This is a genomic window from Halopseudomonas salina (assembly GCF_008641105.1).
Map to the genome: position 1 here is coordinate 201,285 of NZ_VTTI01000002.1, position 22,755 is coordinate 224,039.

Below are 22,755 nucleotides of genomic sequence, written 5' to 3' on the forward strand. Positions count from 1 at the left end.
CAGGTTGATGGGTGATGGTGCACTCATTCAGACCAATGAGAGGAAGGTGTCATGAATCCAGCCAGATTTGTAGTTGCAGCGGTAGCTTTATCGGTCTCGAGTTTTGTTTTTGCCGCGGGTGGTCACCATGGTGCCCACGGCGAGGGAGTCAATATCGGGGAAGTGGGCAAAGCCTCGGATGCTGACCGGACTATCACCGTACAGATGCACGACAACTACTACGAGCCCGAGTCGATCGCGGTGAAGCCGGGTGAAACCGTGCGGTTTGTGGTCGAGAACAAGGGCAGCCTGGTTCACGAGTTCAATATCGGAACGGCAGCCACCCATGAGGCCCATCAGGAAGAAATGATGATGATGGTCAACCATGGCGTGATCGACGGCGGCACCATCCACCACGACATGATGGAGATGGATATGGGTAATGGCCACTCCATGAAGCACGATGATCCCAATAGTGTGCTGCTTGAGCCGGGTAAGAGCCAGGAGCTGGTCTGGACATTTGCCGAAAGCGGCACTATCGAATTTGCCTGCAATGTCCCGGGCCATTACCAGGCAGGCATGTATGGCGAGGTGGTATTTGACTGATCCCGTTTTCTCACCGAGCCCATCAATTCAATCAGTAATGTCTGGAGCAAAACCATGAAGCGAGCCCTGCTGCTGGGTTTTTTCAGTTTGTTGGCGCCTGTGTCGGTACTGGCCGGCGAATACAATCTGATCGTGGACCGGGTCCAGATCGATACCGGGGATTTCGTCAAGGAGGGCATAGGCTACAACGGTGCTTCGCCAGGTCCGATCCTGCGCTTCAAGGAAGGAGAGAACGTCAGGATAAAGGTGACCAACAATCTGGCGGAAATGACTTCCATACACTGGCACGGACTCATTCTGCCTTTCACCCAGGACGGCGTGCCCGGCTTCAGCTTTCCCGGAATACGTCCGGGAGAAACTTTCACATACGAGTTTCCGATCACACAGGCCGGCACCTATTGGTATCACAGCCACTCGGGCTTCCAGGAGCCTGACGGTGCATTTGGGGCCATCGTCATTGAGCCCGAAGGGCGTGAACCCTTCCGCTACGATCGTGAGTATGTGGTTCAACTAACCGACAAACATCCACACTCGGGTGATCGCATCATGCGTAACCTGAAAATGATGCCGGACTATTACAACCGTCAGCAGCAAACGGTGCCCGAGTTTTTCTCTGATGTTGCAGAGAAAGGATTGATGAGTACCGTCCGCGATCGCATGGACTGGGGTGATATGCGGATGATGAAGGCGGATGTAGAAGACGTGCAGGGCTTTACAGGCATGATCAACGGCTTGGGCCCGGAACAGAACTGGACCGGTCTGTTCGAGCCCGGTGAACGTATTCGTCTGCGGTTCATCAACTCATCGGCCATGACCTACTTTGATGTGCGCATTCCCGGTATGGAAATGACCGTGGTGCAGGCAGACGGTAACAACGTCCGGCCGGTTACGGTCGATGAGTTCCGCATTGGCGTTGCCGAGACCTATGACGTCATCGTTCATCCGAAGGACGCCCAGGCCTACACCATCTTCGCCGAGTCGATGGGCCGCTCGGGTTTTGCTCGGGCGACGCTGGCACCAGAGAAGGGTATGCAGGCACCGATTCCCGAGATGCGCGAGCCGGCACGTCTGACCATGGCTGATATGGGCGGAATGCCGGGTATGGATCATGGTTCCATGGATCATGGCTCTATGGACCACGGCTCAATGGGTAGTGGGAGCATGGGCTCTCAGGATGATATGCCGGCAATGGATCATTCCACCATGGATGGAATGGAGGGTATGGACCACTCGAACATGGCAGGTATGGATCACTCCAGCATGGCAGGTATGGGCCATTCGGCCATGGGCGCAGCGGACGCTCCCAGCGATGCCTTCTATGCCGACGGTAGCGGTATTACGCCTGTAGCGGCGAACGGCGGCAAGTTCCTGTCCTATTCGGATCTGCGAGCGCAAAAGCCGCTGTATGCAGACCGGGAGCCCACGCGTGAAATTGAACTGCGGCTGACGGGCAATATGGAGCGATACATATGGAGCATCAATGGCGTCAAGTATGAAGACGCAGACCCTATCCGCCTGCAATACGGTGAGCGGGTGCGCTTCAAGTTTGTCAATGAAACCATGATGACTCATCCGATGCACCTGCATGGCATGTGGTCGATTCTTGACGTCGGGGCAGGGGAGTGGGATCCGATCAAACACACTATCAACGTTCAGCCAGGCACCACCGTCTACATGGAAACCGAAGTGGATGCGCCGGGGCACTGGGCTTTCCATTGCCACCTGTCTTACCACGCGGCGGCGGGGATGTTCCGCAAGGTGATTGTCGAGGGTGCGCCTGATTCTGCGCCGATTGAAACTTCAAACGAAGCTGACGCAGGGGGTGATGCATGAGTCTTATCCGAATCCGGAAACCTGCCAATGTGGTGGTGTTGATGCTTCTGTCTGGTGCCGTTGCGGCTCAGGCGCACATGGTCGACACCACACAGCGTAAGGATCCTCTCAAGGTATGGGGCGTCCAAGTCGAAGAGCTGGAGTATCGTTACAGTGATGACGGCGAAGAGCTTGGTGTATGGAATGCAGATGTTTTCTACGGAACAGACGAGCTCAAGTTTCGCTGGCTGACCTCGGGTGAGTACGCCATTGAAGAGCAGTCCTACGAGGGGCTGGAAAATCAGTTTGTGGCGCAGGTTCCGATTTCCACGTTTTTTGATGCCAAGGCGGGTGTGCGTTTTGATACGCCCGAGGTTCCGGATCGCACCTATGCGGTGCTGGGCATCACTGGCCTTGCGCCGCAATGGGTGGAAGTCGATGCCAGCTTTTATTACAGCAATAAAGGCAACACTTCAGCTGAAATTGATGCCGAGTACGAACTGCTACTCAGCAACTATTGGATTCTTGCCGCTACATTCGATGCGACAGTGGCCTTCAGTGAAGATCGCGACATTGGTGTCGGCAAGGGTCTGGTATCTACAGAGACAGGCCTGAGACTCAGTTACGACCTGGTCGACCGCGCTATTTCTCCCTATGTGGGCATAGTTCATGAGAAGAAGTTTGGTGATACAGCCGACTTCGCCAGGGCTGATGGCGGTGGCACCGAAGACTGGTTTGCAGTCATTGGAGCCAGACTGGTCTTTTAATCTTTTTCCAGAATCATGAGGGGTATTCATGAGCAAGGGGCAGGATAGAAGCACACATTACAAAGAGGGCAGTCTGAGTTTGGCCGGCACCGTCATGCTCGGCACCGGGGTCATGATTGGTGCGGGTATTTTTGCGCTTACCGGTCAGATGGCAGAAATGAGCGGAGCCTTGTTCCCTCTGGCATTCCTTGCAGCCGCAGTGATTGTCAGCTTCAGTGCCTATTCGTACATCAAGATTTCCAACAAATGGCCGGATGCCGGCGGTATCGGGATGTATCTGCACAAGGCTTACGGCAACAGCTTGCCTACCGCCTTTAATGCCCTGTTGATGTATTTCTCGATGGTGATAGCCCAGAGCTTTCTGGCCAGAACATTCGGCTCTTACACCATGCAGCTGTTCGGCGGCGACGAGAGTGGGCGCATGGTACCTGTTCTGGGGGTCGCGCTTATTCTGGCGGCCTTTGTGGTTAACCTGCTGAGCAACCGTTTTATTCAGGGCGTTGCTTCCATCATCGGGGTCTTCAAAATTGGTGGGATTCTGATTTTCGGTATCGTCGGAGTCTGGGTCGCAGATAGCATCAGCGTCGATTTCTCCAGCCCTGGAGACGCCGGAACGATGGGCAATTTTCTCGGTGCCACTGCACTGGGCATCCTTGCATTCAAGGGTTTCACCACGATCACCAACAGCGGATCGGAGATAAAGAATCCTCGCCGCAATGTTGGCCGTGCCATTGTGATTTCCATATTGGTCTGCGTGGTCATCTATGCGCTGGTCGGCTTCGCCGTTTCCAGTAACTTGTCCCTGTCAGAAATTATCGAGACCCAGGACTATTCCCTGGCGGCCGCCGCACGACCGGCGCTGGGCGAATATGCAGTCTGGTTTACCGTGGCGATTGCGATGTTGGCGACGGCTGGCGGTATTGTGGCGAGTATATTTGCCGTGTCACGCATGTTGGCAATGCTGACTGAAATGAAGCTGGTACCTCACAGTCACTTCGGGATGCCGGGCAGCATTCAGAAACACACGCTGGTCTACACCGTGGTGCTCGGATTACTCCTGACAGCATTCTTCGATCTTTCAAGAATTGCAGCCCTGGGTATCGTGTTCTACCTGATCATGGACATAGCCATTCACTGGGGTGTTATTCGCTACTTGCGCGACGATCTGAAGGCGGTGACCTGGGTTCCGGCTGTTGCCATTGTGCTCGATCTGCTCGCGCTGGGCGGTTTTGTCTGGGTCAAGCTGAACACTGACCCTTTTGTAATCGGCGTGGCTGTTGGCGGCATGACCCTGATCGCCATTGTAGAGCTGATCTTTCTAAAAAAATCTGGACCTTCGCACCAAGAGCATCACTGAACGCACTCAGCAAGGGAAATAATTGCATGATCTGGATAATCACCAAATACGCAATCACCGCTGCACTGATAGTGCTGATTTCTGAAGTGGCCAAACGCAGTGACAAGCTAGGAGCGTTGATCGCCGCATTACCCTTGATTACGGTACTGGCGATGATCTGGCTGTATGTGGAGCAACAACCAGCGGAAAAGATCAGCAAGCACGCCTGGTATACGTTCTGGTACGTATTGCCTACTCTGCCGATGTTTCTGGTTTTTCCGTTTTTGCATCCACGCCTTGGTTTCTGGTTGTCGCTCGGTGCTAGCGCAGTTATCACCATTGTCTGTTTTGCTGCGCTGGCCGTCATCATGCGACGATTTGGCGTTGTGTTGTGGTAGCTCCTGACTGCAGGTTCTCAACCGGAACGGACATTTCCTGACTTAATGGTCCAGGAACTATAGGTAAGGGCTGTCAGTCCATTGTGGCAGACAGGGAAGGGCGAACCTTTGCCTTGCACCCACCTATCAGATCCGGAAGGAGCGACCATGTCGACTATCACCACCATCAATCCCGCAACTGAAGAAGAACTCCAGAGCTACGCTGTCATGTCCGAAAAGGAAGCGACAGACCGTTTGGAGGCCTGTCACGCAGCCTTCCTGGAATGGCGCGAACTGACGCCCCAGGACCGGGCACCCTATCTCAAGAAGATTGCGCAAAAACTGCGCGACAATACCGATGAACTGGCTGCATTGATGACCAGTGAAACGGGCAAGCTTCTCAAGGACGGCCGAGTAGAGGTAGAGCTCTGTGCAGCCCTGTTTGATTACAGTGCGCAACACGGCCCCGAGTTGTTGGCCGATGAGGAACGTGAACAGGGCCTCAATGGCAAGCGCGGCATCGTCACCTATCAACCCATTGGCGTGATCTATTCGATTCAGCCCTGGAACTTTCCCGCCTATCAGGTGGTTAGGGTGTTGGCAGCTAACCTTATGGCAGGTAATGGTTGTGTGCTCAAGCACGCCAGCATCTGCACCGGTTCTGGCTTGCGTCTGCGTGAGATTTGCATTGAAGCCGGTCTGCCAGAAAACCTGTTCCAGGTCGTCGTGATTAACCATGACACCAGCGACAAGCTGATAGCTCACCCCAAGGTTCGTGGCGTTACGCTGACCGGGAGCGATGGGGCAGGGCGACACGTCGGGGCGTTGGCAGCCAAGTCGTTGAAGAAAACCGTACTTGAGCTCGGATCAAATGACGCTTATCTCGTCCTTGAGGATGCCGATATTGAAACCGCGGTGAAATATTCGGTGATGGGGCGGCTTTACAACAACGGTGAGACCTGTGTTTCCGCCAAGCGGTTTATCGTGACAGACAAGGCCCATGACGCCTTTGTTGAAGCGTTCGTGGCGCAGATGAAAGCTATCACCATGGGCGACCCCACGAGCAAGGACACCCAACTGGGCCCGCTTTCAAGTCAAGACCAGTTTGATACGGTTAAAGAGCAGGTGGAGATCAGCGTCGCCAAGGGTGCAAAGATTCTATGTGGTGGAGAGGTGCCAGAGCGCAAGGGTGCCTATTATCCTGCCACCGTGCTGACGAATGTCACACCTGGAATGCCGGCCTACGATGACGAAATCTTCGGCCCCGTCGCAGCCATCATTCGCGCCAAGGATGATGAAGACGCCATGCGCCTGGCTAATGACAGCCGCTACGGTCTGGGCGGCGGGATTTTCTGCAAGGATGAGGAGCGTGCAATCAAGCTGGCCCGCAATCACTTTGATACGGGCATGATCCGCATCAACTCCTTTGGCGCTGCTGATCCGAATATGCCCTTTGGCGGGGTCAAGGATTCTGGATATGGGCGCGAACACGGGGGCTTCGGCATGAAGGAATTCGTCAACGTAAAGGCGATTTTCCTGCCTTGAGTACACCGGCAAGTCGAGATTTCACTTTATTCAATTCCCCATGGAGGCTCACCTTATGAGCATGACTATTCTTGTCGCCGGTGCAACCGGTAAAACGGGCCACCAGGTTGTTCAGAACCTGGTTGACCAGGGCCATAAGCCGACGGCACTTGTGCGTGAAGGCTCTGATACCAGTGCGCTCCCCAAGGGTGTAGACGTGCGCCGCGGCGATCTGACAGACCTGAAATCCGGAGTATGCGAAGGCATGGAGGCGGTGATCTTTGCCGCCGGTTCTGGTTCGGCAACCGGTCCTGAAATGACCGAGAAAGTCGATCGGGATGGGGCCAAACGCCTGATCGATCTGGCCCGTGAATCAGGTGTGAAACGCTTCGTTATGCTCAGCTCGGTTGGCGCGGATCAGGCTAATCCTTCAGGCAAGATAGCCCCGTATTTGAACGCCAAGCATGCAGCGGACGAGCATCTCAAGAACTCCGGTTTGACCTACGCGATCCTGCGCCCGGTGGCATTAACCAATGAGGGACGAAGCAGCAAGGTGATATTGGGCGAGGGCGTCGACAAGTCGGCAAAGGCGTCCCGTGCGGACGTGGCCCATGTGCTGGCCGAGGCAGCCACTACCGGTCGTTATGACGGTACCGCGCAGAATATGCAGTCCGCCTGAGCGCCCTGCAGCCGCGTATCGCGCGGCTTTCAGCTTCATTTCGAATGAATAATCCATATCCAGAGGAGAAGAATCCATGTCAGAAATCAATGGCAAGGTCGTCATCATAACCGGCGCAAGCAGCGGACTTGGTGAAGCTACAGCCCACCGTCTGGCCAAAAGTGGTGCCAAGGTAATGCTGGCTGCGCGCCGCGAAGATCGCCTAGTGGCCCTTCGCGACGCTATCGTCGAACAGGGTGGCGATGCTATTTACAAGGTGACTGACGTTACCGAACGCGAGCAGATGGAGTCATTGGCTCAGGCCACCAAGGATGCCTATGGACGGATCGACGTGCTGATCAACAATGCGGGCCTGATGCCCTTGTCGCCGCTGGACAAGCTCAAGGTCGACGAGTGGGACAAAATGATCGACGTTAACATCCGGGGTGTTCTCTACGGCATCGCTGCGGTGCTGCCAACCATGCGTGAGCAGCACGCCGGACACATCATCAATCTGTCATCGGTAGCCGGGCACAAAGTATTTCCATCCTCGGCGGTTTATTCCGCGACCAAATATGCGGTCAAGGCCATATCAGAAGGCATCCGTCAGGAAGGTGAAGGGGAAATTCGGTCAACCAATATATCCCCGGGCGCGGTAGCGACCGAGTTGACCAGCACCATCAGCGACTCGGAGACAGCCAAGAATGTAGACGAGCTTTACGATATGGCCATAGACGCCGACGCGATTGCCCGCGCCATTGCCTTCGCTATCGAGCAACCAGCCGATGTGGACATCAACGAACTGATAATCCGGCCCAGCAAGCAACCGCTGTAACCTACGGCCTGATAGGGTGAATGTCCGATCCGGAAGGTACAGGCATTCGCCATAACCAAACGCCGTCACTGAACAATCGAGTACTACGTATAATCTATATTATGTTAAATAGCGTGTTATTTGATTTGCGTCATGAACAGATCGTCAGCAGGTTTGTATAACAGACGTCAGGACAGATTTATTCGGACTCATCCCGCTTTCGCCGATGGCATTACGGGATAAGTCTCGCCCGCGGTTGTACTTATGAGGACGCGTAAATGAAGAAGCTGACGTTAGCACTCGCTTTTGGCACTGTGTTGCTCTCCGGCGCAGCATTGGCCCAATCAACTGGGGACAGCAACGAGCCTATCTATGGTTCGCAGATCATGACTGATCAGGAGCGCATCGAGCACCGGGGTCTTATGCGTGACGCCCCTACTCAACAGGACCGTGAACGTATCCGCACTGAGCATCATGAACTCATGCGTGAACGAGCCCGTGAACGGGGCATCACCCTTCCGGATACGCCTCCTGCAAGAGGCGGCATGGGCCAAGGCATGGGACAAGGAACTGGTATGGGCCAAGGCATGGGTCAAGGAGCTGGCAAGGGGCAAGGACCGGGTATGGGTCAGGGCACCGGCCAGGGACAAGGGAATATGCGCAACAAGATGGAATCAGATGCTCCCTGATTGCAACCTCTGTTCTGGGCTGCCTGAGCAGCCTCCCAGCTGTATATTCGACCAATACATCAAATGGCAGTAATTGATCACTAATTGGCAACATATGCCAGTCGCAGCACGCCTTTAAACAGGCAGTCTAGGAATGTGCAGAAAGCTCACTCCAAGAGAACAATAATATGGCTGCTGAACATCTCGATGTAATCATCGTTGGCGCGGGTCTGTCCGGTATCGGCATGGCCTGCCACCTCACCCACACTTGCCCCGATAAACGTTTTGTTGTGCTCGAAAAGCGCGCTGCCATCGGCGGCACCTGGGACCTGTTTCGCTATCCCGGCATTCGTTCGGATTCGGATATGTTCACCTTCGGCTACAAATTCCGTCCCTGGAACGAGCTTCAGGTGCTGGCTGGTGGCGACTCGATCCGTGAGTACATTCGCGAAACAGCTGAAGAATTCCGGATAACTGACAAGATCCGCTTCAATACGGCTACTGAAAGCGCTGACTGGTCCAGTGAAGATAAGCGTTGGACTGTTAGTACCACTGACGTTGCGACCGGAATACAGAAAGTCTACACCTGCAATTTCCTGGTTGGCTGCACTGGTTACTACAACTACGAGTCGGGCTATCTACCCGAGTTTCCCGGTGTGCAAAACTTCAAAGGCACCTGCATCCATCCCCAGCATTGGCCTACTGATCTGGATTACGCCGGTAAAAAGGTTGTGGTGATCGGCAGTGGTGCAACGGCTGTTACTTTGGTACCCGCCATGGCTGATACCGCCGGGCACGTAACCATGCTGCAGCGCTCCCCTTCCTATGTGTTCTCCGTTCCGGGTCATGACAGAATTTCCGAGATTCTGGGTAAGGTCCTACCGCAGAAATGGGTCTACAACATGGCCCGCAAACGCAACATCGTGATGCAGCGCTGGATATACAAGGCGGCCAAACGCTGGCCGGAGAAAACCCGCAAGGTACTGCTCAATGGCGTCAGCAAGAAGCTGGATGACCAGGGCAATATGAAGCACTTCACACCCAGCTATAACCCCTGGGATGAGCGGCTCTGTGCGGTACCCGACGCGGATCTGTTCGAAGCCATCAACAAGGGCAAGGCCTCGGTCGTCACCGATCACATTGATACCTTCACCGAGAAAGGCATCCGGCTGAAATCGGGGCAAGAACTGCAAGCGGATATCATTATTACCGCTACAGGCCTGCAGATGCAGATGTTGGGCGGTATGCAACTGAGCCTGGATGGCGAGCCCTGCCCGCTCAATGAGCAGATGACCTACAAGGCGGTGATGATGCAGAACGTGCCGAATATGGCCTGGATTCTGGGCTACACCAATGCACCCTGGACCCTCAAGGCGGATATGGCATCACTGTACATCTGCCGACTGCTCAAGCACATGGATGAAACAGGTAAACAGGTTGCGGTCCCTGTGGACAAGCATGGCCACGCTGAAAAAGACTCCATCATGGGGTCTCTGCAGTCCGGATATGTACAAAGGGCCAACGGTATTCTGCCACGCCAGGGCCGCGCCCTGCCCTGGCGGATTCTGAACAATTACGAGCTCGATTCGGTGCTGTTACTCAAGGAGTCGCTCGAGGACGGTATTTTGACCTTCGATCCGTCCGCCACTACCAAACAGGCGGCCGACCAGGCTGCTTGACCTCCGGAGATCCCTATGACACAAGCATTGAATAATCTGACTGTTCTAGGTGCAGGCGTATTGGGTGGCCAGATTGCCTGGCACAGTGCATTCAAGGGCAAGCAGGTCGTTGTATACGATCTGTTTGAAGAGTCCCTGCAGCGTTGCCAGCTTGCTCATCAGCAGTATGCCGCTATCTACCAGGCTGAACTGGGTGCGAGTCAGTCCATGATCAGTGAGACCCAGGCTCGTCTCAGCTACAGCTGCATTCTCGCCGATGTCGTTATCAACGCCGATCTTGTTATAGAAGCAGTACCGGAAATCCCGGAAGTAAAAACTGCGGTCTATCAGGAGATGGCAGCATTATTGCCGGCACACACCCTGGTAGCGACCAACTCATCAACATTGCTACCTGCCCAGTTTGCGAGCGCTACCGGTCGGCCGGAAAAATACTGCGCGCTGCATTTTGCCAACATGATCTGGAGCATGAACCTGGCAGAGGTGATGGCCCATGCCGGCACCGCCGAAGACACGCTACGGGCAGTAACCCGGTTTGCCATTGAAATTGGCATGGTGCCCATCCCGATTCAAAAAGAGCAGAACGGCTATGTACTCAATACCTGGCTGGTGCCTTTATTGAGCGCCACTCAGTCGCTAATCACCAATGGCGTATCCACCCCTGAATACATCGACCGGACCTATCTGATTGCCAATCGCGGATGTGCTGTGGGGCCTTGCGGCATCATGGATATTATCGGCATGAAAACCTGCTACGACGTGATGAATTATTGGGGTAACGAGAAACAGGATGCCCAATTGCTGGCCGATGCCGTCTATATCAAACAGCATTTTGTAGACAAGGGAAAACTGGGTCTGCAGACCGGGGAAGGCTATTATCGTTATCCGAATCCGGCTTATCAGGCTTCAGACTTTCTTGCAGTTCCGGATATGGATGCCTTGGAAGAACTGGTCGCCTTGGTTAAGCCGCAAAGCCTCGCTGCTGCGAGCTGAGCACGCCAAACTGTCGTCTGCTGCCACTTTCTGTGGCAGTATTGGCGCGCTTCATCTTAATCCCACATTTTAGTCGCCAGGGGAGCCTGTCCGTCATCCGCACAGGCTGAGAATCAGTGGGCTGTCTGCAGCCCGCCCAAACCCTGGAACCTGATCCGGATAATACCGGCGGAGGAAGTGCGACATGCCTTACCTGACCCTCGCCGTGCTGGGCGCGGCGCTTCTGTTATTCGTCTGGCTGGGCCTGCGTGCCCGACGCAGCCATGCTGAACTCGATGATTTCCTGACCGCTCGCAACAGCCAGGGCGCCCAGGCACTTGGGCTGTCGTTTCTGGCCTCGGGTATGGGCGGCTGGATTCTCTTTGCGCCGCCGGAAGTGGGGGCTCTGGTGGGGCCTGTGGCACTGGCTGGTTACGCTATTGGTGCTGCCCTGCCCTTTATTGTATTTGCATTCTGCGGACCGGCTATTCGCCGTTATCTACCGCAGGGCAGCAGCATCGGCGAGTTTGCCCAGGCGTGTTATGGCGCTTTGGTACGTCGCTGGGTGGCAATGATCTCGTTGCTCTACATGTTGTGCTTCCTGATTGCCGAACTCACTGCCATTGGCGCAATTACCGCCATGTTGTCCGATGTGAATCCCGCATTGGTCATTCTGGGAGTAGCTGTAGCCACGCTTATCTACACTGCCGGCGGTGGTTTGCGGGCGAGCTTGATGACGGACCGCTGGCAAGCTTGGCTATTATTGGCACTGCTTGTAGTCGTAGGTGCTGTTGCGTTGCAGCGTCTACCCGATATGGACTCATCCTCAATGCAGCTGCCAGGCATTCCGGTGGGCAGTGCCTTGGGCGTCGCGTTGACGCTGATCATCGCCGTCACGGCTGCAAATCTCTTTCATCAGGGCTACTGGCAACGGGTCTGGTCTGCCCGTGATGGTGCATCACTGGGTCGGGGCGCTCTTCTCGGCGGCCTAATAACGGTCATTGTAGTGGCGATTGTAGGTGGGCTGGGTATTGCTGCAGCAATGAGTGGCACCGATCTGGGTAGCCCTCCGATTCCATTTTTCGCATTGCTGATGGATGCGTCTGCGTGGTTGACCATACCCGCGCTGGTACTGGCACTTACCCTGGTTGCTTCTTCAGTGGATACCCTGCAGAACGCGATTGCCTCGCTGGCGGTTACGGAAAAGAAAGGGCTTTCGCTGACCAGTGCGCGCTGGATCACCGTTTTACTTATGGTTCCGGTAGTGCTCATCGCCTTGCAGGGAATCTCGGTGCTGCGACTGTTTCTGATCGCTGATCTGCTCTGCGCCACGGCGGTGGTACCGGTATTGATGGGGTTGTGGAAACGCATGGGAGCGGTAGCTGCCATAGCCGGTTGCCTGGCCGGGCTGTTGGGCGCCGTACTGCCAGGATGGGTTACGGGTGGGTCCTTTTCATCGGGCCTGCTGGCTGCCAGTTTTCCGGGTGCGATTCCGACACTGGCACCTTTTCTGGGCGCCCTGCTCGCGTCCAGTCTGGTCAGTATTGCGGTGGCACTGATCATGCCCGCCTCACGAAAGTGAGGCGGCAGGCGTCCCTCAAACGTGGTGACTGATTCTCGTACTCAGACTGTGGGTCTCACCAGGATCCAGAACACGCCTGTCGTGCCCTGCGTTAGCTGTTTCGATGCACAGCATCTCCCGGTAGCCGTCCTCTGGAAAATGACCAAGACGCCGAGACTTTTTCACCCAGGGGTTCCAGATGACTGTCGAGCCGCTTCCCGAACCTGCGACGGTGATGGTCTCGCCAGCGTCCTCAAGCTGCACGGCGCCAATGGCCCCATGGTAGATCCGGTCTACCTCCTGCGAGAAGCGAACCGGCCCCAGCTGTACTTCCTCTTTGCCGGTCAATTGATCCAGATAGCTGGCCTGGTCCAGACCCTTTATCTCGACCTGTGTGATATCTGAAACAGGCAGGTAGGCGTGTAAAGCCTGCCCGAGGATTTGTGCTTTGCTGCCCGTATTGGTTGAGGTCAGTGTCACCTGCAAGTCGCTTGCCAGTATGAACTGAACCCCCAGTTTCCAGTGTTCGTCGGGTATATGAATGGCCATTTCAGACTGCGGAAGCTCGAGATTTATCTGTACTGCTTCATCCGTGACCACGACTGATTCCAACTCCCAGAGCCCCGTGCGAGCAATGCCATGTGCAGGGCCGGAGCGCTCGTTGCCAAACCAGGGCCAACACAGGGGAACTCCCCCTCTCAGGGGCTTACCCGGTACCTCCGGCTCCTGCGGGCTTAACCAAAGCAGCGGTTTTTGCCCGGCTGGCAAGCAGCTGACCAAGTGCCCTCCTTCCAGCGCTATTCTGGCTGAAACCCGCGGGTGTGCAACCTCTATGAACTCGCGACCGTTGCTGTTGCGCAGACGCGTCACACCTGCGGCGAGTTGCTGTGTTTCCTGCCGGCTTGGCATGATCTTCAGTCCTTAATAGCTTATTTGAAACTGAGCATAAGGTAACAATGCTGATTTTACAGCGTTTTGTGAGTGAACTAATCTGTTTGAATAGTGTCGCCGACTGCGGTGGGTGACTGCACCTTCGAGGTTGGCATTGAAATATGGCGTCAGCCCGCAATGCTGGAGAACTGCATGCTCGACAAGGCCCGCCTGACAGGCACTCTGCTGACGCTGTCGTTGATACTTACCGCCTGCGACAGTACTGAGAACTCAGCGGCTAAACTGTTATCCCCCGATGAAACCGGTGTATTGAAGGTTTCAACCCGCAACGGTTCTACCACCTATTACACTGATCGCTTCGAACAGCCCGTCGGCCCGGAATATGACCTTGTAAATCGCTTCGCCGCTGCGCAGGGTTGGGAAGTCGAGTGGGATGTGCAGTTCTCCACCGCTGCGGTACTTCGGCAGTTGGAAGAAGGCCGATCGCACTTGGGTGCTGCCGGGCTTACCAAGTTGGCTTCGCGGGATGAGCGCCTTACCGCAGGTCCGATGCACCACAATGTGCGCGAACAACTGGTTTGCCACCGGGAAATCATTCTGTTGCCCACGGATGCCGCCAAGCTCGAGGGAATTGATATAGAGGTAGCCGCTGACTCCAGTTATGTGGAAACCCTTGAGCAATTTATCAGCGCAAGGCCGAATGTCAGCTTCAGGCAAACGGAAACCCGGGGGACAGAACAGCTTCTTGCTGCGGTATTTGAAGGAGAGCTCGACTGCACCGTGGCTGATTCCAATATTGTGGACATCAATCGTCGGTCCATGCCGGAATTGGCTGTAGTCATGGATCTGTCACCTGAACAACAGATTGGTTGGTATCTCGCGCCGGGTAGCGACAGCCTCGCAGCAATAGCAGCAAGCTGGATGAGCAGCGAAGCTGGTTTGGCAGCTATTTCCGCGGTAAACACCCGCTACTACGCCTACATTTCCGAATTCGATTTCGTTGACCTCAACACGCTGGTCATGCGGATGGAAAATCGATTGCCACAGTATATCGACCATTTTGTGAAAGCTGAGCAGGACACGGGAATCCCGGCTGACCTGCTGGCAGCTCTCGCCTACCAGGAGTCCCACTGGGACCCCCATGCGCGTAGCCCTACAGGAGTCCGAGGACTCATGATGCTGACGCAGAATACAGCCAGATCCTTGGGCGTGACCAACCGGCTGGATCCGATTCAGAGCATTGACGGAGGCGCGCGCTATCTGGCCGGGCGATACGAATTGTTATCCGAAGAAATACCCGACCCGGATCGTTATTTCATGGCGCTCGCCGCTTACAACGTAGGTCGTGGTCATTTACTTGACGCTCGGAAGCTGGCCCGGGAGCTAGGCAAAAATCCTGACTCCTGGTCCGATATGCGTGAGGTGCTCCCCCTGCTTGCTGACAAACGCTACTACCCAAGCCTGCGTTACGGTTACGCTCGCGGCTATGAACCGGTTCACCTTGTACAGCGCGTGCGAAATTATCGCGACGTTATCAGTAGCGCATTCCAGTAATTCACTCTTCAGCTATAACGTAAAAAACCCGCTGACTAACGAGCACAGGCCGTTAGTCAGCGGGTTTTTTAATTTGCCTTGATCAGGTGCTTTCTACGCGAAAGCCAACCTTGAGAACCACCTGATAGTGCGCAACCTTCCCATTAGTCACGTGGCCTCGGGTTTCCTGAACTTCAAACCATTCTACATTTTTCACCGATTTACTTGTCTCGGCGATCGCGTGCTCGATGGCTTCTTCGATGCTGGTGGTAGAAGAGCCAACAATTTCGACTTTCTTGTAAACGTGATGGTTGGACATGTAGTACTCCTTGCTTGCTGTGCATGTTCACTGAGTATGGCAAAAGATATTCGGGTTAGTTCAGAACACACCACGCGCGGGTTAATGCACCATGTTGCCACGAAGGACGAAAACCAGTGGGTCGGGGCTGAGGACTGCTTGATGCGAACACTCTTATAGAACAGCGGTCCCACGAGTGTTGCAGCCACCTTTTACACGGACTGGCATTGCAAAATCACATTTCCGGCATATAATCGGAAACACAAATCAATCTCATTATGACCCAAACGGGTACAGGGAGTTCTAATTCATGGCAGTTCATTTTCCACTCAAGGCTTTGGCGCTTGCAGTCTCCGCGACCTTCATCCTGACCGCATGCAACAACGATGATGACTATGCTCCCGCTGCACAGGCCAGTGATTCGCCGGCAGTAGAGACTATGGCTGATGCCGAGCCGGGCGCGGAAGTGTTCCCGTCTGATGAAAACGAAACAGCTTCCGCCAGTGTCGATCACCAGGCGGTTGCAGCGCACTATGCTGATATGGCGCACGCCAATTATCAGGATGCGCTGAAAACCGCACGGACCCTCAACGAAGCCACTGATGCTCTGATTGCGGAACCCACTGAAGAGAATCTGGCAGCAGCCAAGCAGGCCTGGCTGCAAGCCCGAGTGGCCTATCAGCAATCCGAAGTCTTTCGTTTCGGCAACGCCGTTGTCGATGACTGGGAGGGCCAGATGAACGCCTGGCCACTGGATGAAGGCATGATTGACTATGTCGCCGCCGATGATTACCAATACGAGATGGGTAACGAAGGTGCTACCGCCAACATTATTGCCAACCAGGAAATCAACGTGGGAGGCGAAACGGTTGACGTCAGCACCCTCACCCCGGAAATCCTGGCTAACCTGAATGAAGCTGGCGGTTCCGAGGCCAATGTTGCCACCGGTTATCATGCAGTTGAATTTCTGCTTTGGGGCCAGGATCTGAACGGCTTTGAACATGGTGCTGGCAGCCGTCCGGTTACTGATTATGCCAAGGGCGAGGAGTGCACCAATGGCAACTGTGACCGCCGCGGCGAATATCTTGATGCGGTCACCGATCTGTTGGTCAACGACCTTGAGTGGATGGTTGGCCAGTGGGCGCCAGGTGAAGGCGGCAACTACCGGCAAGAACTGCTTGCCCTGCAACCACAGGAAGTCTTCCAGAAAATGCTGTTCGGGATGGGATCCCTCTCCCTGGGCGAGCTGGCTGGCGAGCGCATGAAAGTTGCATTGGAAGCCAACTCCTATGAAGACGAGCATGACTGCTTCAGTGACAACACCCACAACTCGCATTTCTATAATGCCAAGGGCGTGCAGAATGTTTACCTGGGCACCTACACCACCACCGATGGCGAAGAAATGTCTGGCCCTGCCCTCTCCGATCTGATGGCAGACCGTAATCCGGAGCTTGATCAGAAACTGCGCGGCGACCTCGAGCAGACCATGGCAGCTCTGCAGCAGATGAAGGACGCTGCCGAAGCGAGCGACGAGCCCATGTCATTCGACATGATGATTGCACCTGGTAATGAGCAAGGCGCAAAGATCGTCAACAAGGCTATCGCTGCTCTGGTTGAACAGACCGGTACCATCGAGCAGATCGCCAACGAGCTGGGCCTGGATTCGCTGGAGCCGGACGACGCCGGGCATTCTTTCTGATTCGCCGGACAGTTCGGAAACAGCGGTAACAATTGAAAGCCTGGCGTATCGCGCCGGGCTTTTATTCTTTCAGTGACTACATAGACCTGCATTCATGAACTCACTTTTTCACTCGTCGGGTGCAGTTGCACCACGACTAGCATGCGTAACTCTGCTTATTGCCCTTCTGGCCGCTGGCACAGAGGCTCACAGTTATCCGCTCCAGGAGACCCCCCAAACGGGCGGAGAAGGAACGGTTGAGCAATCCGATCACAATGCTTTCTCGCTGCCCCAGGGCAATCTGTCCATGACCAAGCGACTTGATTTCAGTGTGGGCAACAGTTTCTTCCGTAATCCCTGGGTTATTGCACCCTCCAGCACAGCAGCCCGAGACGGTCTGGGCGCGCTGTTCAATACCAACTCCTGTCAGGGTTGCCATATCAAGGATGGCCGTGGTCACCCTCCCCTGACCGATGAAGCAAGCATCTCCCTGTTCTTGCGCCTGGCGATGCCAGCCGATCCAGAAAAAGATGTCGAGATCCTTGAGCAGCACGGCTTTGTCCCGCATCCGGTTTACGGTAGCCAGTTACAGACCGCCGCTATTCCGGGTTTCAAGCCAGAAGCCGAGTTGGTAATCAACTGGACCCAGCGTGAGGAGTTACTGGGCGATGGCACCAAGGTGACAATGCGCGTGCCGCATTATCGAATAGAAAACCCACAGTACGGACCACTGCCTGCCGATTTGTTGACGTCCCCGCGGGTGGCCCCGCCCATGATCGGCCTGGGTCTGCTGGCGAATATTCCAGAGGAGCTGATTCTAGCTGCGGCCGACCCGGATGATACCGATAACGATGGTATCTCGGGCCGGGCCAACCGCGTGTGGGACAAGGCTGAAAAAACCACTGTACTTGGCCGTTTTGGCTGGAAAGCCAGTGAACCAACGGTCATGCAGCAGAGTATGGGTGCTTTTGCGGGTGATATGGGCCTGACTTCCGCACTGGTTCCGGGAACCGATTGCACGCCCAGCCAGGGCTGCGATGCCGCCCCCCATGGAGGCGAACCCGAGGTCAGCGATGAAGTGGCTGGGTTTATCGATTTCTACGCCAGCAGCCTTGCGGTGCCGGCCCGCCGTAACATGGACGACCCACAAGTTATGGCTGGAGCCAAGCTGTTTAATCAGAGCGACTGCGCTGCCTGCCACACCCCACGGCATGTCACTGGCGAGGCAGCCGGCCGGCCTGATTTGAGTCATCAGACCATATGGCCTTATACCGACCTGTTGTTGCACGACATGGGCTCAGGTCTGGCAGATGGCCGTGATGAATTTCTAGCCAATGGCAATGAATGGCGTACACCGCCATTGTGGGGTTTAGGTCTTGCCCAGGAGATCAACCCGCGGGCGGGCTTCCTGCATGATGGCCGTGCAGAAACGCTGGAACAGGCGATCCTCTGGCATGGTGGTGAAGCTCAGGCGTCGGCTGATCGCTATCGGTCGATGACGGTTAAAGATCGCTCTGCTCTTATTCGCTTTCTCGAGTCCCTATGAACATCACTTTATGGAGTATCGACATGCGTTTGTTTCACCGCTCGAGAAAACTGCTGGTGTATCTGTGCGGGTTGTTTGCCATTTCTCTCAGCCAGCTGGCCATTGCCCAGCAACACGCCAAACCCCAATGGCACGCGGACCTGAATACAGGCTACGAGGCGTTTGTCATTAGCAGCGAAGCGCTGCAAGAGCGCGCCCGGGCCTATTGCCAGGCACCGGACAATCATCAAGTAACGACGATTCGCGATGCGTGGTTGAGCGCCTTTTTGGATTGGCAGCGGATTCGGTTTGTCGACTTCGGTCCAATCGAGCAAGACAACATTGCCTGGCAATTGCAGTTCTGGCCGGATTCCAAGAACCTGATCGCCCGCAAGACAGACCAGTGGCTGCAAGGTGAGCAGCTCATTGATGCGGCATCAATTGCCAGCGACAGTGTCGCAGCCAAAGGGTTTCCCGCCCTGGAATATGTATTATTCGACCCACGTGTCGTCAACGCCGGTCACGCACTACCCGCCAAACGCGCCTGTGACTTTCTGCAGACGGTAAGCGCACAGATCCACACCAACGCCATGCGGCTGCAAGCTGGCTGGACAAGTTTCGAGCTGCATTTCCTAAGCCGGCCAGAGTATGTTCACACCACCGTTTTGGCCGCCATGCACAGCCTGGAAATCCTGCGCGACAAGCGCCTTGCGGCGCCCATGGGGCTAGGCAGCACGACCCGGCGCAATCCGTATATTGCCGACGCCTGGCGCAGTGGTGAATCACTGGCCACCATGCACGCAACGCTTGCTGGCCTGCAGACCTATTTTTTACCCGGGCTGGTTATCCTGTTGGAGGAACGCAAGCTCACACCGCTTGCGGAACAATTTCGCAAGCAATTGAGTGCCACCTTGGCACGTCTGGAAAACATGCCTGCAGCCCTCACGCCTTTACTTGAAAGTGACGACGGTTATCGTCAGTTGCAGCTGCTCTATATTGATGTTGATCGCCTGACGACGTTGCTTAACGGCAGTATTGCCAGCGAACTGGGCATCATAAAGGGCTTCAACTCGAGCGACGGAGACTGATACCCGTGATCAACCGTAGAGCTTTGCTGCGCGCGGGTCTGGCCAGTGTGGGTGCCATGGCCGCTTTCTCTGTGATGGGGGCCGCAAGGTCAGCGACGCAGAGCTCTTCTGCCCGGCCCGGCCCACTGTATCTCAGTGCCCTGGATGATGCAGACGGAGGGCATTTCATTGCCGGTTTCTATGAGGACGGCGTGATTGGCTTTCGCCTGCCCGTGCCGGAGCGTGGGCATGGCGGTTGCAGACGGCCACTTGCCAACGAAGTCGTCATGTTCAGTCGCAGGCCCGGCCGCCATTTTCAGGTAATTGACTTTCAGGCAGGTACCATTGTTCGGCAGATCGAGGCAGAAAAAGATCATCACTTTTATGGGCATGGCGTTTTCAGTCCGGACGGTAACCTGCTGTACGCTACCGCCAATCATTACCCCAGCGGTGGCGGAAAGATTCTGGTGTACGACGCGCAACACGCCTACCAGTTGCTGGGCGACCTGGACGTCGACGGGATTGGCCCGCACGAGATTCGTCTGCATCCGGACGGCCAGACTCTGGTGGTTGCCCTGGGTGGCATCAGGACGCATCCCGACTACGATCGCATCAAGCTCAATCTGGCCGACATGCAGCCCGCGCTATTGCTGATCAATCGCGACAGTGGTCATATTTCCCAACGACACGAGCCATCCCACCACCAGCTCAGCCTTCGCCATCTGGATGTGAGTAAGGAAGGGATTGTTATCGCCGGGTATCAATTTGAAGGCCAGGCATGGGAAACACCACCGCTGATTGGGCGGCTGGATTGTGCCAATAGCGAGTTTTCCGAGATCAAACTGCCTGCAGAGCAGCAGAGCAAATTACGCAATTACATTGCCAGCGTGGCCATTGATCCTGCGAGCCATATCGTGGCGGTGACTGCGCCGCGTGGCAATCGCGCTTTGCTGCTGGATTATATGACCTGTGAGACCCTGGAAACGGTAGAGATCGACGACGTTGCCGGTGCTATTGCCGACCGGCGCAGCACCTTCGTGTTTACCTCAGGCATGGGCGGCATCTATCTCAATCGGGCAAGTCGTGTGACGCGGATCGAGGCCAGTGATCAGCGATGGGACAATCATCTAACGTCAACTCGCACCTGACATCAATACTGCCTGGATAAAACTAGCGGCTGGCAACCATTTTTTCGATACAGGTACGGGAAGCCTCTGGCAACTGGGTGAAGTGCAAGCCGGTCCAGTACTGCCCCCCGGCGAGGCTTTCCCGGTTCCAGAGGCTTTCGGCATCAAGAAAGAACTCGGTCAAGCCGTTGAGCGTCATTGGCAGGCTCACCTGCAGCGCATAGTGCTTGTAGAGATCAATAGGCCGATCGCTCAGCAGCATAAGTCCTTCGGCATGCAGATCTACAACCCTGCCCAGGTGGTTACCCGTATCCAGATCGTACACCTCGAGACTTGTGCTCACTGTTTTTCGTTCCAGTTTTCGTTTTTCGTACATATTTGACTCAATGGTCAAGGTAATAGTCCATGTTTTTGCCCGCGGTGCCTGACCCATACAGTCTGCTGGAAACTGATGCTGGCTAACAGCCATGCGCCAAAGAATTAACGTTAACTACTCCGCAAATCTCGCCATAATTCTGACACCGCCCAAGTAATGGCACAATGACATATTCGTATCTTTGAGTAATTTGCGATGTCGTTGTAGCGACGGCTGGCTGGCCAGGTTACTCTCGATCAATCAACCTTTAGAGAAACAGTGCATGTTACACAAAACACTTTCCAGTCTTTTTTGTGCCCTACTAATGGTAGGGCCTGCTCTGGCCCATGACTACCAGGTTGGGGACCTCCACATAGCCCACCCTTGGGCGCGCCCCCTTCCCCCGGTCGTGCCTTCCGGCGCCGCCTATATGGTCATTGAAAACCGCGGCAACAATCAGGAAATCCTGGTCGATGCCCATTCGCCGATTGCAGAAAAGGTCGAGGTACACGAGCACGTTCATGTGGATGGGCTGATGAAAATGCAGAGGGTTGATCAGCTAGCTATTCCGCCAGGTGCTGAGGTTGTCTTCAAACCCGGTGGCTACCACCTCATGATGTTCGGCCTGAAGCAACCGCTCGAAGCGGGCGAGCGTTTTCCAATGACCCTGGTCTTCACAGATGGCGGTAGTATCGAGGTGCAGGTAATGATTGAAGAGAAGCCGCCCAGCACCACGGCGCACGACACTCACTCGGCTGATATAGAGCGGAGCGAGCATCAGCACCACTGAATCAGTCTTTTTCAGCGGGCTTGCGATCCAGTAGATGAAAACGTGGCAACCCCAGATGCCAGCGGATTGCTGCGAGCCGGATGACCAGCACCGTAGCTACTGCAATTGCCACATCCAGGTCGGCTGGTGTATCCAGTCGGTATAGACCGATATACACCAACGACCCGACGATGCAGGCTGTTGCATAGATCTCTCGCTGAAAAATCAGCGGGATCTCGTTGCAGATGATGTCGCGTATTACGCCACCGGCCACGCCGGTCATCACGCCCATGATGACGGCGGCACTGACTGGTACCGATTGTGCCAACGCCACCTGCGTACCGATCACGGTGAAAATCGCCAATCCGAACGCATCCGCGACCAGCAGGCCGGTTTCATGGATTGGTCTTGTCAAGCGAACCCAGGCAATGGTGCCAAGTGCCCCCAGAACCGCAACCAGAATATAGAGATCGTCACGAATCCAGACAACCGGATGGTTGTCCAGAATCGTATCTCTCAGGGTTCCCCCTCCCAGTGAGGTGATAAGCGCAATTACCAGCACCCCGAACAGGTCCATGGACTTGCGTCCAGCCATCAATGCGCCAGAGATGGCAAACACGGCGACACCAAAAAGATCAAACGCGTAAAACCAGCTCATGCCCACAGCTCCTGTCGGCTCAGTCGGGATCTACACGCGTAGGGACCCGCATCGTCACGAATTCTTCAGCGGCTGTGGGATGGATACCCAGAGTGGCATCAAAC

22 protein-coding genes and 1 riboswitch are annotated in these 22,755 nt (G+C 55.3%); of the genes, 18 read left to right on the top strand and 4 right to left on the bottom strand.

What is annotated here, in order from left to right; genetic code table 11:
* The first annotated feature begins 51 nt into the window (after positions 1 to 51).
* The 12 genes from FZF01_RS04370 (at position 52) to FZF01_RS04425 (ending at position 12,771) form a co-directional block, all read left to right on the top strand.
* Positions 52 to 585, top strand: a complete 534-nt coding sequence (locus tag FZF01_RS04370; protein ID WP_150276933.1) for a cupredoxin domain-containing protein — start codon at positions 52 to 54, stop codon at positions 583 to 585.
* Positions 586 to 639: 54 nt separating this feature from the next.
* Positions 640 to 2,418: a copper resistance system multicopper oxidase gene (locus tag FZF01_RS04375; RefSeq protein ID WP_150276934.1), complete on the top strand. Its 1,779-nt coding sequence runs from the start codon at positions 640 to 642 to the stop codon at positions 2,416 to 2,418.
* Positions 2,415 to 3,164: a copper resistance protein B gene (locus tag FZF01_RS04380; protein WP_150276935.1), complete on the top strand. Its 750-nt coding sequence runs from the start codon at positions 2,415 to 2,417 to the stop codon at positions 3,162 to 3,164. Before FZF01_RS04375 ends, FZF01_RS04380 begins: the two co-directional genes overlap by 4 nt.
* 28 nt (positions 3,165 to 3,192) lie before the next feature.
* A complete protein-coding gene (locus FZF01_RS04385; RefSeq protein WP_150276936.1) occupies positions 3,193 to 4,521 on the top strand; it encodes an APC family permease in 1,329 nt (442 codons plus the stop codon).
* Between the two features lie 26 nt (positions 4,522 to 4,547).
* Entirely contained in the window at positions 4,548 to 4,898 is a 351-nt protein-coding gene (locus FZF01_RS04390) for a DUF3147 family protein (protein WP_150276937.1), read from the top strand.
* 147 nt (positions 4,899 to 5,045) lie between these two features.
* Positions 5,046 to 6,422, top strand: coding sequence for an NAD-dependent succinate-semialdehyde dehydrogenase (locus FZF01_RS04395; RefSeq protein WP_150276938.1), 1,377 nt, complete (start codon positions 5,046 to 5,048; stop codon positions 6,420 to 6,422).
* A gap of 55 nt (positions 6,423 to 6,477) precedes the next feature.
* A complete protein-coding gene (locus tag FZF01_RS04400) occupies positions 6,478 to 7,080 on the top strand; it encodes an SDR family oxidoreductase (RefSeq protein ID WP_223825386.1) in 603 nt (200 codons plus the stop codon).
* A gap of 76 nt (positions 7,081 to 7,156) precedes the next feature.
* Positions 7,157 to 7,894: an SDR family oxidoreductase gene (locus tag FZF01_RS04405; RefSeq protein WP_150276939.1), complete on the top strand. Its 738-nt coding sequence runs from the start codon at positions 7,157 to 7,159 to the stop codon at positions 7,892 to 7,894.
* 257 nt (positions 7,895 to 8,151) lie between these two features.
* On the top strand, positions 8,152 to 8,562 hold the full coding sequence (locus FZF01_RS04410; protein ID WP_150276940.1) for a hypothetical protein: 411 nt from the start codon (positions 8,152 to 8,154) through the stop codon (positions 8,560 to 8,562).
* A gap of 167 nt (positions 8,563 to 8,729) precedes the next feature.
* Positions 8,730 to 10,220, top strand: a complete 1,491-nt coding sequence (locus FZF01_RS04415; protein ID WP_150276941.1) for a flavin-containing monooxygenase — start codon at positions 8,730 to 8,732, stop codon at positions 10,218 to 10,220.
* A 15-nt stretch (positions 10,221 to 10,235) separates the two neighbouring features.
* Positions 10,236 to 11,210 (top strand): 3-hydroxyacyl-CoA dehydrogenase, encoded by a 975-nt coding sequence (locus FZF01_RS04420; protein WP_150276942.1) that lies wholly within the window; start codon positions 10,236 to 10,238, stop codon positions 11,208 to 11,210.
* A gap of 68 nt (positions 11,211 to 11,278) precedes the next feature.
* Positions 11,279 to 11,405, top strand: a riboswitch (TPP riboswitch).
* A complete protein-coding gene (locus FZF01_RS04425; RefSeq protein WP_150276943.1) occupies positions 11,395 to 12,771 on the top strand; it encodes an SLC5/6 family protein in 1,377 nt (458 codons plus the stop codon). It overlaps the preceding riboswitch by 11 nt.
* Positions 12,772 to 12,786: 15 nt before the next feature.
* Here FZF01_RS04425 and FZF01_RS04430 read toward each other — a convergent pair whose 3' ends face one another.
* The gene (locus FZF01_RS04430) at positions 12,787 to 13,659 is read right to left on the bottom strand and encodes a D-hexose-6-phosphate mutarotase (RefSeq protein WP_150276944.1); all 873 of its coding nucleotides are present in this window, start codon (positions 13,657 to 13,659) and stop codon (positions 12,787 to 12,789) included.
* 174 nt (positions 13,660 to 13,833) lie between these two features.
* Here FZF01_RS04430 and mltF point away from each other — a divergent pair, with 174 nt between their 5' ends.
* Positions 13,834 to 15,195 carry a membrane-bound lytic murein transglycosylase MltF gene (mltF, locus tag FZF01_RS04435; RefSeq protein WP_150276945.1) on the top strand — a complete coding sequence of 454 codons (1,362 nt, stop codon included), beginning with the start codon at positions 13,834 to 13,836 and terminating at the stop codon, positions 15,193 to 15,195.
* Between the two features lie 82 nt (positions 15,196 to 15,277).
* Here mltF and FZF01_RS04440 read toward each other — a convergent pair whose 3' ends face one another.
* Positions 15,278 to 15,493 carry a dodecin gene (locus FZF01_RS04440; RefSeq protein ID WP_150276946.1) on the bottom strand — a complete coding sequence of 72 codons (216 nt, stop codon included), beginning with the start codon at positions 15,491 to 15,493 and terminating at the stop codon, positions 15,278 to 15,280.
* 289 nt (positions 15,494 to 15,782) lie between these two features.
* Here FZF01_RS04440 and FZF01_RS04445 point away from each other — a divergent pair, with 289 nt between their 5' ends.
* The 4 genes from FZF01_RS04445 to FZF01_RS04460 all read left to right on the top strand — a co-directional run bounded on the left by FZF01_RS04445 (position 15,783) and on the right by FZF01_RS04460 (position 20,890).
* Complete coding sequence (locus FZF01_RS04445; RefSeq protein ID WP_150276947.1) at positions 15,783 to 17,171, top strand: imelysin family protein; 1,389 nt, start codon at positions 15,783 to 15,785, stop codon at positions 17,169 to 17,171.
* Between the two features lie 94 nt (positions 17,172 to 17,265).
* Positions 17,266 to 18,696 carry a di-heme oxidoreductase family protein gene (locus FZF01_RS04450; protein WP_150276948.1) on the top strand — a complete coding sequence of 477 codons (1,431 nt, stop codon included), beginning with the start codon at positions 17,266 to 17,268 and terminating at the stop codon, positions 18,694 to 18,696.
* A 23-nt stretch (positions 18,697 to 18,719) separates the two neighbouring features.
* Positions 18,720 to 19,763, top strand: coding sequence for an imelysin family protein (locus FZF01_RS04455; RefSeq protein WP_188434436.1), 1,044 nt, complete (start codon positions 18,720 to 18,722; stop codon positions 19,761 to 19,763).
* Positions 19,764 to 19,768: 5 nt separating this feature from the next.
* Complete coding sequence (locus FZF01_RS04460; RefSeq protein ID WP_223825387.1) at positions 19,769 to 20,890, top strand: DUF1513 domain-containing protein; 1,122 nt, start codon at positions 19,769 to 19,771, stop codon at positions 20,888 to 20,890.
* Positions 20,891 to 20,912: 22 nt separating this feature from the next.
* Here the strand turns inward: FZF01_RS04460 and FZF01_RS04465 are convergent, their stop codons facing one another.
* Positions 20,913 to 21,338, bottom strand: a complete 426-nt coding sequence (locus tag FZF01_RS04465) for a PilZ domain-containing protein (protein ID WP_150276950.1) — start codon at positions 21,336 to 21,338, stop codon at positions 20,913 to 20,915.
* 211 nt (positions 21,339 to 21,549) lie between these two features.
* Between FZF01_RS04465 and FZF01_RS04470 the strand changes: the two genes are divergently transcribed.
* A complete protein-coding gene (locus FZF01_RS04470; RefSeq protein ID WP_396253945.1) occupies positions 21,550 to 22,014 on the top strand; it encodes a copper chaperone PCu(A)C in 465 nt (154 codons plus the stop codon).
* Between the two features lies 1 nt (position 22,015).
* Here the strand turns inward: FZF01_RS04470 and FZF01_RS04475 are convergent, their stop codons facing one another.
* Positions 22,016 to 22,651, bottom strand: coding sequence for a trimeric intracellular cation channel family protein (locus FZF01_RS04475; RefSeq protein ID WP_150276952.1), 636 nt, complete (start codon positions 22,649 to 22,651; stop codon positions 22,016 to 22,018).
* Between the last annotated feature and the right edge of the window lie 104 nt (positions 22,652 to 22,755).

Bases quoted from the DNA above. Each gene is read 5' to 3' on its own strand.
- FZF01_RS04370 (WP_150276933.1), top strand. From the start codon at position 52: ATGAATCCAGCCAGATTTGTAGTTGCAGCGGTAGCTTTATCGGTCTCG.
- FZF01_RS04375 (WP_150276934.1), top strand. From the start codon at position 640: ATGAAGCGAGCCCTGCTGCTGGGTTTTTTCAGTTTGTTGGCGCCTGTG.
- FZF01_RS04380 (WP_150276935.1), top strand. From the start codon at position 2,415: ATGAGTCTTATCCGAATCCGGAAACCTGCCAATGTGGTGGTGTTGATG.
- FZF01_RS04385 (WP_150276936.1), top strand. From the start codon at position 3,193: ATGAGCAAGGGGCAGGATAGAAGCACACATTACAAAGAGGGCAGTCTG.
- FZF01_RS04390 (WP_150276937.1), top strand. From the start codon at position 4,548: ATGATCTGGATAATCACCAAATACGCAATCACCGCTGCACTGATAGTG.
- FZF01_RS04395 (WP_150276938.1), top strand. From the start codon at position 5,046: ATGTCGACTATCACCACCATCAATCCCGCAACTGAAGAAGAACTCCAG.
- FZF01_RS04400 (WP_223825386.1), top strand. From the start codon at position 6,478: ATGAGCATGACTATTCTTGTCGCCGGTGCAACCGGTAAAACGGGCCAC.
- FZF01_RS04405 (WP_150276939.1), top strand. From the start codon at position 7,157: ATGTCAGAAATCAATGGCAAGGTCGTCATCATAACCGGCGCAAGCAGC.
- FZF01_RS04410 (WP_150276940.1), top strand. From the start codon at position 8,152: ATGAAGAAGCTGACGTTAGCACTCGCTTTTGGCACTGTGTTGCTCTCC.
- FZF01_RS04415 (WP_150276941.1), top strand. From the start codon at position 8,730: ATGGCTGCTGAACATCTCGATGTAATCATCGTTGGCGCGGGTCTGTCC.
- FZF01_RS04420 (WP_150276942.1), top strand. From the start codon at position 10,236: ATGACACAAGCATTGAATAATCTGACTGTTCTAGGTGCAGGCGTATTG.
- FZF01_RS04425 (WP_150276943.1), top strand. From the start codon at position 11,395: ATGCCTTACCTGACCCTCGCCGTGCTGGGCGCGGCGCTTCTGTTATTC.
- FZF01_RS04430 (WP_150276944.1), bottom strand. From the start codon at position 13,659: ATGCCAAGCCGGCAGGAAACACAGCAACTCGCCGCAGGTGTGACGCGT.
- mltF (WP_150276945.1), top strand. From the start codon at position 13,834: ATGCTCGACAAGGCCCGCCTGACAGGCACTCTGCTGACGCTGTCGTTG.
- FZF01_RS04440 (WP_150276946.1), bottom strand. From the start codon at position 15,493: ATGTCCAACCATCACGTTTACAAGAAAGTCGAAATTGTTGGCTCTTCT.
- FZF01_RS04445 (WP_150276947.1), top strand. From the start codon at position 15,783: ATGGCAGTTCATTTTCCACTCAAGGCTTTGGCGCTTGCAGTCTCCGCG.
- FZF01_RS04450 (WP_150276948.1), top strand. From the start codon at position 17,266: ATGAACTCACTTTTTCACTCGTCGGGTGCAGTTGCACCACGACTAGCA.
- FZF01_RS04455 (WP_188434436.1), top strand. From the start codon at position 18,720: ATGCGTTTGTTTCACCGCTCGAGAAAACTGCTGGTGTATCTGTGCGGG.
- FZF01_RS04465 (WP_150276950.1), bottom strand. From the start codon at position 21,338: ATGGCTGTTAGCCAGCATCAGTTTCCAGCAGACTGTATGGGTCAGGCA.
- FZF01_RS04470 (WP_396253945.1), top strand. From the start codon at position 21,550: ATGGTAGGGCCTGCTCTGGCCCATGACTACCAGGTTGGGGACCTCCAC.
- FZF01_RS04475 (WP_150276952.1), bottom strand. From the start codon at position 22,651: ATGAGCTGGTTTTACGCGTTTGATCTTTTTGGTGTCGCCGTGTTTGCC.